General features: G+C 41.3%; 9 protein-coding genes. 3 read left to right on the top strand and 6 right to left on the bottom strand.

The features are described from left to right. The 5 genes from GO495_RS25780 to GO495_RS25760 form a co-directional block, all read right to left on the bottom strand. A partial coding sequence (locus tag GO495_RS25780; protein ID WP_157302830.1) for a hypothetical protein occupies positions 1-427 on the bottom strand: 427 nt, incomplete at its 3' end. A 28-nt stretch (positions 428-455) separates the two neighbouring features. Continuing rightward, the gene (locus tag GO495_RS25775; RefSeq protein ID WP_157302829.1) at positions 456-3,917 is read right to left on the bottom strand and encodes a hypothetical protein; all 3,462 of its coding nucleotides are present in this window, start codon (positions 3,915-3,917) and stop codon (positions 456-458) included. A 29-nt stretch (positions 3,918-3,946) separates the two neighbouring features. Then, complete coding sequence (locus GO495_RS25770) at positions 3,947-5,320, bottom strand: hypothetical protein (protein WP_157302828.1); 1,374 nt, start codon at positions 5,318-5,320, stop codon at positions 3,947-3,949. A gap of 665 nt (positions 5,321-5,985) precedes the next feature. Continuing rightward, positions 5,986-6,474, bottom strand: coding sequence for a hypothetical protein (locus GO495_RS25765; protein WP_157302827.1), 489 nt, complete (start codon positions 6,472-6,474; stop codon positions 5,986-5,988). Positions 6,475-6,543: 69 nt separating this feature from the next. Further along, a complete protein-coding gene (locus tag GO495_RS25760; RefSeq protein ID WP_157302826.1) occupies positions 6,544-7,332 on the bottom strand; it encodes a hypothetical protein in 789 nt (262 codons plus the stop codon). 287 nt (positions 7,333-7,619) lie between these two features. On the opposite strand from GO495_RS25760, the gene GO495_RS25755 reads away from it, so the two are divergent. After that, a complete protein-coding gene (locus GO495_RS25755) occupies positions 7,620-8,033 on the top strand; it encodes an energy transducer TonB (RefSeq protein WP_157302825.1) in 414 nt (137 codons plus the stop codon). A 546-nt stretch (positions 8,034-8,579) separates the two neighbouring features. On the opposite strand, the gene GO495_RS25750 is transcribed toward GO495_RS25755, so the two are convergent. Continuing rightward, on the bottom strand, positions 8,580-9,185 hold the full coding sequence (locus GO495_RS25750) for a porin family protein (protein ID WP_157302824.1): 606 nt from the start codon (positions 9,183-9,185) through the stop codon (positions 8,580-8,582). Positions 9,186-9,609: 424 nt separating this feature from the next. On the opposite strand from GO495_RS25750, the gene GO495_RS25745 reads away from it, so the two are divergent. Together GO495_RS25745 and GO495_RS25740 are read left to right on the top strand one after the other, a co-directional pair. Next, positions 9,610-10,299 carry a basic secretory protein-like protein gene (locus tag GO495_RS25745; RefSeq protein ID WP_157302823.1) on the top strand — a complete coding sequence of 230 codons (690 nt, stop codon included), beginning with the start codon at positions 9,610-9,612 and terminating at the stop codon, positions 10,297-10,299. A gap of 18 nt (positions 10,300-10,317) precedes the next feature. After that, positions 10,318-12,492, top strand: coding sequence for a M28 family metallopeptidase (locus tag GO495_RS25740; protein ID WP_157302822.1), 2,175 nt, complete (start codon positions 10,318-10,320; stop codon positions 12,490-12,492). Positions 12,493-12,583 lie beyond the last annotated feature (91 nt).

Genomic DNA, 12,583 nt, shown 5'->3' with positions numbered 1-12,583 from the left:
ATGCAGGGGAAATGGTACCTGTTGCCAGATGCGCCCTGATCGTCACCGTAGCTACAGGGCTATAGCCGTTGGCTCCACCAGTAGTGCTGGTCATCTCCACCTGGTAGTACTGATTGGCTGATACCGCAGTCGGTGAATAAGAAATAGCTGTAGCACCTGATATGTAATAGAAATCGGTACCATTTGTTGAAAGCATCCATTTGTAAGTATAGCCACTTACATCCGGCCCCACCAGTGAGATGGTAGCAGGGGTTGCACCAGAAAAGACAGTTTGACTGGTCGGACTAATAGAACCAATCGTAAAGAACCGGGTAGTAGTGCTATCCCCGGAAATAGAAAAGACTGACTGGCAAATCATACACAACATGGTCATCAATAAGAAGACCTTTGACTTGCCTATATGGAAAATGTTATTTTGCTTACGCATGACTAATGAGGTTATACAGGTTAACTGATTATTGTTTGTACCGGTATTCGTAGGTTTTGAGGACATTACGGTCCACATCCCGGACCAGCTTCAACCTGTTAAAACCGTCGTATTCAAAATAAGAGATCCGGTTATCAGCATCACACTGCGTTGTCATTCCTACCTGCGGATCATAGGTAAAGGTGTTCATTTGTGCATCTGTGGGATATAGACGCAGTTCATCAATTGTGACACTGCCACTGACCGTTATTGTGGATGCACCGGCAGCGATTGTATGTTCGTAATAATACCAACCATTTTTATTATAAGAGGATGTGGCTGTTGTCCCATTAACAGTAGCAGGGCTGCTCTTACTCCAATAAGAAACGATATAAGATTTAGTAGTAGTAAGTCCTGTTCTGGATACTGATCCATTACTTAACGCATAAGATTGTCGCCCCGTAATTCCCTGCGTGACATCTCTTGTAGCAGATGGAATCGTCCAGTAACCCGCCGCATCCGGTTCAAAGCTGGTATGGGCAATTTCGTTTTGTGCAGCATTGGACACGGTAGCTATTGGATATAATTTATCATATCCCCACACATAACTTTGCCTGATATCGCTGTCTTTCTGTTGTTCCTGGATATTTCCATAGAGATCAAACTTGTTAAACCTGAGTTTTGTTTCTATAGGATAATTGCTGATCTGTTCATCAACAGTTTGAGGTAATAGCAACTTACTGTTACTATTCACATCTGTATAATTGATGTTAGTCAAAGAAAGTTGTACACTGTTTTTCTTTTTCACCTGCTGTACTAAAGGAGAAACAATGTTTCTGATCATCATTTTCTGATACACATTTCCAGCCGCTGCCAGATCATGAGGGTATTTGGACAGTACTGAAATAGTATCACCGGTACTGGTAAAACTTCTTATCAACGTAGGATAAGTATGGGTAGTATCATTGTATTCATATTGCTGATTGGTATATATTTTATTGCCAAAGTCGTCCCAGGTAGTATCCGACGTACTTCTTAACAACATAACACCTGTTGGCTGATCAGTAACAGTTAAATAAAAATCACTCAACGCATCCACTGAATCTATATGTTGTTCCAGACAGCAAGTCGTTAAATATTTAACCTTTATTTTAAGACGATGTTCTACGCTGTCTCTGTAATCCTGGTAATCATACACTTTACTATTAATTTTCGTATACCCTGATGAAGTACTTTTAAAAGTGTTTTCATAGGAAAGAAAATTGTTTTTCCATGTGTATGAACTAAGATAAGGGCCACCCCTCGTGTTAAAGGTAAGCGGACCTATAGTTGCGTATTCTTCAATAGCACTACGCATATCAGGATATATGGTATAACCATAATCTATTTTCCCATTTGCATTCCCTGCGCTATCTATCTGGTATTTTGTTACGTTACTATAGAGTAAAGGACTGCCATTACATTGAGAAGTGGGGATTACACTATTGCCATGAAAAATAAGAGCATAACCGGGAGGTAGTTGAGAAAAACTGTAATAACATACAGCAGGATTAACGACACTACCATTTCGGGGAAATATCTGTTCAACATTCAGATCCTGATAATACATATCTGTGAGCATGACACCACCACCATATTCATACTTCTCTTTACTTACTATCTTTCCATTGTCATCATAATTAGTAAGCGTCTTTATTCTCAACCCTCCACCAATTCTTCTTATATCTGCATACCCAGTATTTTTTGTCCAGGTAATAGAAGCCGATGCCGAAATACTGGAACTGGTGCTATAAGTATTCATCGTGAATGAATAATTATGTCCTGTAGTAAGAAGGAGTTCTATATTATTCATCGAGAAGCTGGCACTTTCCTGCCCGGGAGGAGTAGCAGTATTAACAATCTCCGTGTTAGTGGTGAGGTCTTTCAGTATAATTCGCGGTCTGTCGGTTACCTGTCCTGATGTAAATGCTGGTAAGAAGAAACCATATTTAAAATAAAGATCATTTGCTGTCACACTGAAATAAGCAGTATCAGTAGATTGTAGACCTCCTGTACAATATAGGGAAGCATTATATGGCTGGCTTTGCATTTCTCTATGGATAAATGCATGGGGCTCAAATTCAAATACTGTTTTACCTTTTGTAGGGTATTGAATAGAGGTAATGGTGCAGGCTTTCATAAAGGTAGAATCAGTATCCCTGTTCGCATTGCCAATAGTATAATAAGTATTTAACCAGGAAACACTTTGTGGTGGAATGAGACCTGCATTGTCAAATGCACCATTATTGTGGCCCCATCTGTCTTGTGCACAGGATTCACGGGGGGCCATTAATGTCGTATCATAGGTCATACGGTAGGTTTGTGGAGGTATAGTTCCGCTGACTGACAGCAAGCCTACCGAATCAAGTCGCAATCTTTTTTTCTGGTCGGCGGTCGCATTGGCGAAAGCATAACCGGTACCATTACTATTAAAATAAGATTGATACAGCACCATGCGTTTGACTTGTTTCAGGGTACCTTCCTGGTTCGCATATACATCCGCTTCTGTTAGTCGCATAGCCGCACCTGCCACATCTGCTCTGTCACAGGTATTGATAAAGGATATTTTACCCCCACGCCACCTGATTTCTTTGGGATAGGCTTCAAATAAAGTTCCGAGTTGATAAGTAGTGGTCTCCTCATTTTTAAAAATATCAGCACTATTATTGCACCCTGGAAAAGCGCCACCTAAATAATGAGAATAATTATAATTCTTTTGATAAACAGGATTACATGCATATTCATAATTGAAAAAGATCGTATCTGTAGAATTGGCATCCACCATTTTTGTCAGTCGCCAGGCAGCAGTATAACTCCTTGTACCACCTGATAGTGACATGTCGTTATTCATCTTCAATCCGAATATATATACCACCCCATCCTGGTCAGTAATTGTAAAGTATGAACCTGCGTAGGAAATCTTGTTATTGGACACCGGCTCCTGTATAATTGTGCCATTACGCCGGAAAGTGAATTTCCCACTTTCCCCATTTATTGAGTAAGAAAACTGATCGGGTTCATTATCAGCAAAACCTCTTTGTACATCAAAAAGATATTGAAAATTGGTATAAGGATCGAGCAATACTGAGTCAGGATTAGGAGCCAGAAATAACCCGGCACTACCATCTTCATCAGGAATACCTACTACCTGCCGGGAAATGACTCCTATCCCGGACAAAACCCATCCTATTCCCACACTTGAGGATATTTCGCCCACACGAATACCACTCGCATGATAATCCAGCGATAGCGGTAGTTTGATTTTCCCCACATTAATCTCATAAACGGGAATGTTGATCGAGGGCACACCCGTCGCATAACTGACAGGGATATTTCCGAATTTCCCCAAACTTGCCACATCGGGCGACTTCGTGCTGACGTCAATCAGATTTTGGGTAACAGTGCCGGTTTGCATCTGGGCATGCGTATGCATGACAATAAATAGTAAAAGGAATAGAAATAACTTTTTCATAAAATGATGGGGTGTTGAGGTATGCGGACTTATAATGAGTAACCTATTCTGAGTTTGATATTATCTGTTTTGGGTAATTGTCGGGGGGCCAGGAAATCATACAGCAACATGATATTCCCCTTCAATTTCGTATTGATCTTATATTTCTTGCTGATACCGGCAAGGGCGGATGTTGTCCATCCATTCCAGTGTTTTAGTTCACTGAGGTATTTGAAACCAGTGTTGCGGTTGCCTTCGAAGCCGGCGTTTATAAAGAATGTGCCTTTGAGCCTGTAGTCCCCGAAGGTTCGTAACCCTACTCCCTGATGACTGAATGCTATATGATTCCAGCCGGAGCCCATGCCCAGTTTATAGGACAATCCAATACCGGCGCTGCTGTTCTTATTCAACTTATAGGCAATTTGAGCGGCTATATCTGCTGTAGTGGGGAAGTATTGATTAGATTTCTGAAACTGGATGTTTCCGCCTGGTTCAAGCCTTTGGAAGAATGTTTTCGTCTTCATCTCCCTGGGCCTAAAATCGGGCATATCCGCGGCACTGTTCAACGCAGGGTATTTACTTTTCAATTCATTAAACCGGGACCTGGCTTGTTCCATCTGTTGACTAATTACCTGTCCCGCATCAGGACTGCTACCTATTCGTTGTTGCACAAGTTGTTCTACCTGGGTTCTGGTCTGCAAGCCTTCCAGGCTGCGGGTATCGTTATAGCTGCCTGCCAGATTAAACAATCCTGCCAGTTGTGAATGCTTACTGATAAAATCATTATAAACAGGTAGTTTCTTTAACAAAGCCATGGCCTTTACTTCTGCCTTCTTCGGATCACTGTAGACAGATTTATATTCCTTTAGTTGCTCTCCGTAGTAATACGCCTCTTTATTGATCTTTTGCAGGTTCTTTGTAAAGCCAGTATACTGTGCCAGTTGCTCTTTCAGCATCTGCTTGCGTTGATTGATGTAATTTTTAACCTGTTCACTATACTGTAATTTTCCCTGTAACTGCTGCACGCTTTGCATCGTGTTGGTCAACTGCCTTGTAGTATTACCGGCTTGTCCCAGAAACTTTAAGGTGTGCTGTAATGTATCCAGGTAAGCGTCTCCCCCTGCTGGCAGCTTAGATTGCAGTCCTTTTTTTAAGTCTGCGATTCTCGTAACAGATGAATTGAAAATTGTTTTAGCACCTACAGAATCAATCTTCCAGAGTCTGGATTTCATTTTCTGTTCCTGTTTTATTAATCGTGCTAATGCTTTATCAGTACGTTTATCTATCTGTTCTTCAAATCTTCTGGACTTATGTTCAACCTGAGATAAATACTTTTTAGGTAAGTGTTCAAGGGTACTATCCTGGGCATTTGCGAGGTTGGAACAGATGCACAACACAATAATGAGGGGTATAAATTGTTTCATTCAGTGAGGGGTAAAAAGTTAGGAATTCTACGGCTGATACTTAGTATACAAAATCATAGTCTAATGCCCCCAGGCTCCCAAACGCTTATATAATACAGGAATGCATTAAACATTTTAATAAAGTTCTCCTGAAAAGAAACACATAAATAGTTTTTAGAAATTGTCCCATAATTGCAGGTTGATAGGGGGTTATTAAATATTCATTGAACTAAAATAGACAATGTTTTTATAGAATAAGTTAACCCAATGTTATTGGTCAAAAAATACGCACTTCTACTTATTTTGAAATAGTGATATATTAAATTTCTACACTGAAGCCCATATCTGTTAGGCTTAATGAGCAAAGTATCAAACAACTGATTAAGGGGCTATATCATTTCAGTGTGTTTTATAAAATTATAATGAGAATACGCAATGTATCTGCGCGGAACAAAAAATGATTCGAATTTTCGAATAGAGCGTATACCGATTAAATTAAAAGAGAACAACTCTTAATTTAAACCGAATCCAGAATAAAAGATACTTACATTCTTCATTAAGAATCAATTGATCACATAAGAAAGACAGCAATGAGTAATAAACGAAAACGCTACTGTTCAGTTAAGAAAAGGAAAAATTGTAAAGAAAACGGATATTCGGACTTCGGCACGAAATTCACTCTATACTCATTTCTTCCAAAACGCCCACCATGATTTTTTAGTTTCAGCAGTCAATGCCCAAAACTTCTGATTAAATTCCTGCTCTGTAAAATCTTTTGAAAGTATATAACCATAAGGATAGATGGAATCTTCGCTACCATTACGGAACCTGTTAAATATTTTATTTATAGGCCAAATCTCAGCTCCATTGGGAAATTTTATAGATATCTTCATCTCTCCTTCGGGATCATCATCGTCTGTTATCCATACGGCACCTGGGATATGATTAATAATAGTTTCACCAACATATGCACCTATTGAGAACAGCACCGGGCCAAATCCAGTTGTAGGCAAACGTCCTCCTTTTATAGGTTTTCCGTCCTTCATGTTGTGCTTAAAAAACAAATCAATCTGGATAAAACTATCTATCGTATAGTCCAGATTATATCCATCTGATGCAAATGCTTTCACAATCCAATCGGATTGTGATTTTATGTCTTCTTGTAATTTTCCCATATGTACAATAGAATTATAAACTTATAGCTTCACAAATGATGATAAGAACAACCTGTTTGCTGATTGCTCTTATTGATCTGTTAGCCTGAAACTTAGCATATCTGCTTTATTCCTGTATGCATTTAATAAAGCGGTCTTAAGTGCGGAATTGCCAGCCATCTCCTTATACATACTTTCTCTTGCTACTATAAGCCTTTCACTTTCCGGTAAGTATTTTGTCTGCTGGGAAATCGTAATTCCGTATTCTTCAAAGTGCTGATAATATTGAGCGGTCTCTATGTTATTCATAATCGCCATGAAACAAAATGCTTCAATAAGAGGATAGGTACTATTTCGTTTATCGTCAGCATAAGCGTTTTGCCCTATGCAAACTTTCCACCCGACATTATTATCAGGTTGTATTTTAGTTGCGAAGAAGAACCTGGTAGCAATATTTATTAACTGATCTGTAGTAAGATCTGTTTTGGTAGATTGATAGTCGGCTACATTGATATGCTTCGATTTCAGGTACCAGTAAGATAACTGCAGCATATTCCGGTTAAAAGCCGTATCCTGTCTCAATTCGTTTCGAAAGGCTTCTATCAATTGTATAGAATCATATTTGAACACGGCTATTTTTTTACGATCAAAAGAAGTCTGGTTATTTAAAATGTAATCCAGGTATAATGCGTTTTTACTGGTAAGGTCATTGAAAATATCATTTTCAGGTTGTGCGGCAACCCATTCAAATATATTTCCCTGATATACAAATGTTTTAAAAAGCGCGGGGTATTTGTCTTTTAATACCTGTGATGTGAGGCTTTGGGCGTTTGTTGTTATGGCACTTGTAAGTAGTAGTGCTGATATAGTATTTCTCATGTGGATGTAGTTTCATTTATCAACAGGCTAATCCACACAATGTTTATATTCTTTCTGGTTTTTACGCTGCTGCCCGTTTTCTGACCAACAACCATTCTCTTTTAGATTATAGCACTGATGCGCATTTCTACGTACGTTATAAAATAAGTAGAAATACGCATTTTGCATTCATTAACATGACATTAACCCATGTCTTTAGGGAAATGTATTTTCTTTGCAAATAACTATTTATCAACCCACTAAGCTATATCTATAAAGCAGTTACCCTCGACTGAAAGCTTTTGAAAATGACAACATTAAAGTTCCTGATACTTTCAATTTTATTATTAGTAATAATCAGTAATGTATGTACATCTCTTAGTCTAGCATCTGCTAATGATACATTTTTATCTGATTTACATGTATACAAGGAAGTACACCCCACATTTCCCGGAGGAAATGAAAAGTTGAAAGAATTCATTGAGGAAAATCTCAGGTGGCCTGTGGGAGAAAGTGGCTTTACAGGAACAGTTCTTACCTCATTTATTGTTGAAGAGGATGGTCATATTACTAACATACAAATAGAACAAAGCGAATGTCAGCTATGCAATGTCGAATCTCTAAGGTTAATTGATAGCATGCCCGATTGGCAACCCGGCAGGATTGCAGGTGAACCCGCCAGGATGTTATTATTCCTTCCACTTAAATTTGAAATAAAATAATAAATGTTATAATATATACGAACCTTCTCTGGCAGAGGATCAGATTAATGGGCGGCTTTGTACTCTTACGGCGACGGCTACCGACCAGACTCCGGTGAGCCACCGGTCAATACCTTAATACTTTCCGAATACTCTCAATTAGCAGATAGATTTCCTCTATAAACACGGGGCTCCGGTAGGAGCCTTTTTCTGTATATGTAATTGATTTATAGATAATTATGCAGAAAGCTCCATATGCCCATCTCCGGTAGCCCTTTTTAGGGCCTTAACAGGCTTGCGATCAGGAGTATAATCCATATATAAGCCATATATGAAGCATATATAATCCATACTTCTAGAGGAATGCTTTATATATGCTTTACTTCTGTTTTATTAATGCAATAAATAAATTTAAGAGTATTTATCAGAACCTTATAAGAAGATATGTACAACCTTATTGCATCAAAGAAGGCCCCCTGAAAGGGAGCCTCATATTTGTTATTCAATCAAAAGGGCTCCCTAATGAAGGAGCCCCATATTATATATCACTCCTGACGGAGTTATTGACTATTTAAAAGCAACACCCATACCTAATATGATCTGTTGGGATTTCCAGGTATGCTGTGGAGTAGAAATATCGTTCACATTGGATAAACCCAATACATAGCGGCCAAAGAATCTAACATTCGCTACATTCACCTGTACACCGGCAACAGCTCCGATATCGGTTTTCTTAAACGCATCCTTGTTATACTTCAGGAAATCCTCGTTGGCAAAGAACAGGTAGCTATACTGCGCACCCAGGTTAAACGTCAGGTCCTTGATAGGGCTGTAACGGAATAAGAGGGGAATGGTCAGATAACTCAGTTTAGCCTTGTTGCTGGAAGAGTTTGTGTTACCCTCACTTACATAATACCTGGACTGAAAATCGTCCGATTTCCTGGCGCCAGCCTGCGTAAATAATAATTCCGGCTGAATACCCCATTTCTTGGAAAAATCCCATTCAGCAAACGCACCACCCTGGAAACCAGGAGGATAAGAAGATTTCAGACCATCGCCCTGGATAGAAGAGAACATTAAGCTCGCTTTCAATCCATAATGGAAACCCTGCGCACTTGCAGCAGATCCAAGGAACACAAATAAAACTCCGGCCAGTAACAATCTTTTTTTCATAGATAAAATTTGAACTATTACAATGATCAATTGAAAATTACGAATGAACCCGTGTAATGCAGGCTAAAATATTTCGCGGGCAAACATACGTAATTCGCAATAGATCATAATTAATATGCGATTAAAGTTAGAATTTCTCATTAGATGAACTTTGCCTCTCCGGGTTTAACAGGGGGACCCTTAATGGGATGAATTGGCTATAATTATCTCCGAACCGGCGTATTATATCGTTATTTATATATATCACCCTTCCGTAAAATTTTTTCCACTTTTGCGACAAGATAACTATCCTGGAAACCCAAATCCCGCTATTTAGTTCTTAAATGGTAAGATAGCATGGTAGAAGGTTAACTTCCTAATGAGGTAAATTATTAATATTGTAGCGAATTTTTAATTGTTTTAAAGAACAAACACCCACGCATCAATGGTACTCACTAATCAAGGTCTGAAAAGAATGATGGCAAGCCTGTGCCTGTCAGTTTGCCTGCTGCCGGCAATCACAAAAGCGCAGCAAAAGGATTCAATCACAAAAGGTGGTTTTACGCTGATCTACGAAAACAAATCAGCTACGTTTGACACAGCAGTAGGCCGCCGGCTCATTAACACCTTTTTCGAAGTTTATCCGAAACAGGTAGCCCGTTTTAATAAAAACGCGGTAAAAGTTGTGTATTTTGAAATCGACCCGACTTACGACGGTATCGCTGCCACTTATGGTACGCGTATCCGCTTTAATCCGGAGTGGTTCAAAAAGAACCCGAACGATATAGATGTGGTGACCCACGAAGGCATGCACGTAGTGCAGTCTTACCCTGGTTACGACCCGGGATGGTTAACAGAAGGGATTGCCGACTATGTACGTTTTGTATATGGTGTGGACAATCCGGGAGCTCACTGGACGTTGCCCGACTTCAAAGCAGGACAGAGTTACAAACAGGCTTACCGTGTTACTGCCCGCTTCCTGGTATGGGTGGAGAAGAACAAACGCAAAGACCTGGTAAACAAACTGGATGCTGCAATGCGCACTAAAACTTATACTCCTGCTATCTGGAAAGACCTGACAGGAGAATCCGTTGACGAACTGTGGACGGAATACGCCGCTAACCCGGTTATCTAATTAAAAAAACAAACACTTATGCAAGTACGTTACATCCTTAGCCTGTTGATGCTCAGTGGCGCTGCCGCAAATGCCCAGCAAAAATCAATTGCCGGATTCAAAGGCGACGCTACCGTTACCCAGCAACAACTGGAAACCCGCTTCGACCAGCAGATCAGCAGTGCACATATCGGAGAGACCATCCGCGAACTGTCGGCCAAACCACATCACGTAGGCTCCACCGGTGGTAAGGCTGTGGCTGAATCCGTACTTGCAAAGTTCAAAAGTTATGGTTGGGATACACACCTGGTTACTTACCAGGTGTTGTTCCCTACCCCTAAAACAAGGGTGCTGGAACTGACCGGCCCCACTACCTATAAGGCTTTACTCAAAGAACCTGCTTTAAAGGAAGACGCTACTTCCGGCCAGGAAGGCCAGCTGCCTACCTATAACGCCTGGAGCGCGGACGGTAACGTTACTGCTGAACTGGTATATGTGAACTTCGGCCTGCCTGAAGATTATGAATGGCTGGAACGTGCAGGGATAGACGTTAAAGGAAAGATCGTGATTGCCCGCTACGGACATTCCTGGCGCGGTACCAAACCCAAAGTAGCACAGGAACATGGTGCTATCGGTTGTATTATCTATTCCGATCCTGCCCAGGATGGTTATGTGCAGGGAGACGTATATCCGAAGGGTGCTTATAAAAATGAATACGGTGTGCAACGTGGCTCTATCATGGATATGGTGATCTATCCCGGAGATCCGCTTACTCCCGGTACCGGTGCTACGCAGAATGCCAAACGCCTGGAAAGGTCAGAAGCGGCCAACCTCTTAAAAATACCGGTACTCCCCATCAGTTACCATGATGCACAGCCTTTACTGGCAGCCCTTACCGGCCCGGTGGCCCCCGCTGCCTGGAGAGGTGGTTTGCCAATGACGTATCATGTTGGTCCGGGTACAGGAAAGGTACACCTGGAAGTATCGTTCGACTGGCAACTACGTCCTGCCTACGACGTGATCGCTGAGATCAAAGGCGCACAGTTCCCTGATCAATGGATTATCAGGGGGAATCACCATGATGCATGGGTGAATGGGGCAGCTGACCCTATCAGCGGACTGGCATCCGAACTGGAAGAGGCAAAGGCTATCGGTGAGCTGGTGAAAGGCGGTTACAAACCCGCCCGTACACTGGTGTACTGCGCCTGGGATGCGGAAGAACCCGGATTGATAGGCTCTACAGAATGGGTGGAAGATCATGCTGATGAATTGCAGAAGAAAGCAGTGGCTTATATAAATACAGATAATAACGGACGCGGTTTCCTCTCCGCCGGTGGCTCTCATGCACTGGAACCTATGATGGGGGAGATTGCGAAAGAGGTGACTGATCCGCAGACGCATGTAAGCCTGTTTGAACGTAAAAGAGCATTCAATGCAGTGAACGCTGCCAGTGCAAAAGGAAAAAGGGATGCCATGCAACAGCAGGACATGAAGCTGGAAGCCTTAGGCTCCGGCTCCGATTACTCTTCCTTTCTGCAACATCTGGGAATCCCTTCATTGAACCTTGGTTTTGGAGGAGAAGATAACGGGGGAGAATATCATTCTATTTATGATTCTTATGATGATTATACCCGGTTTAAAGATCCCGGGTTCGTATATGGGGCCGCACTATCCCAAACGGCTGGCAGGGCGGTATTACGCCTTGCAGATGCGCCCGCTTTACCTTTTGATTATCGCAGCCTGCAAAAGACTATCAGTACTTATACAGATGAATTACAGGCACTCATTGCAGAAATGCGCGAGACCACCAAAGCAAATAATACCTTATTGAACACACAGCAATATTCACTGGCAGAAGACAAACAGGAAAAGCTGAAGCTGCCTGCGCTGGAAGAGGACGTGCCTTACATTGATTTCTCTCCATTGCAGAATGCCTTATCAGCCCTGGATAAAGCTACTCAGCAACAACCGGTTAATAACCTGGCATTATATCAGGCTGAACAGCAACTGCTCGCAAAAGACGGATTACCGCGTCGTTCCTGGTATAAACATACTATTTACGCACCTGGCTTTTATACAGGCTATGGCGTGAAAACGATTCCCGGTGTAAGGGAAGCGATTGAACAACGCAACTGGAAAGAGGCACAAACACAGATAGGGATCGTTGCCGATGCGATCAATCGCCTGGCGGTTTATCTGACCGCTGCCAGATAATGATCTTGAATAAATAGTTTTAATCCCCTGCGGATCATTGCTCTTGGCAATATGAAGCAGGGGATTTATATTTACAGAATGTTAGTAAAAT

It is taken from the genome of Chitinophaga oryziterrae (assembly GCF_009758125.1).
GTDB lineage: Bacteria > Bacteroidota > Bacteroidia > Chitinophagales > Chitinophagaceae > Chitinophaga > Chitinophaga oryziterrae.
This window is presented reverse-complemented; position numbering and strand designations above follow the sequence as displayed.

Excerpts from the sequence above, each read along its gene's own strand:
- GO495_RS25775 (WP_157302829.1), bottom strand. The coding sequence starts at position 3,917 with ATGAAAAAGTTATTTCTATTCCTTTTACTATTTATTGTCATGCATACG.
- GO495_RS25740 (WP_157302822.1), top strand. The coding sequence starts at position 10,318 with ATGCAAGTACGTTACATCCTTAGCCTGTTGATGCTCAGTGGCGCTGCC.
- GO495_RS25770 (WP_157302828.1), bottom strand. The coding sequence starts at position 5,320 with ATGAAACAATTTATACCCCTCATTATTGTGTTGTGCATCTGTTCCAAC.
- GO495_RS25750 (WP_157302824.1), bottom strand. The coding sequence starts at position 9,185 with ATGAAAAAAAGATTGTTACTGGCCGGAGTTTTATTTGTGTTCCTTGGA.
- GO495_RS25765 (WP_157302827.1), bottom strand. The coding sequence starts at position 6,474 with ATGGGAAAATTACAAGAAGACATAAAATCACAATCCGATTGGATTGTG.
- GO495_RS25745 (WP_157302823.1), top strand. The coding sequence starts at position 9,610 with ATGGTACTCACTAATCAAGGTCTGAAAAGAATGATGGCAAGCCTGTGC.
- GO495_RS25755 (WP_157302825.1), top strand. The coding sequence starts at position 7,620 with ATGACAACATTAAAGTTCCTGATACTTTCAATTTTATTATTAGTAATA.
- GO495_RS25760 (WP_157302826.1), bottom strand. The coding sequence starts at position 7,332 with ATGAGAAATACTATATCAGCACTACTACTTACAAGTGCCATAACAACA.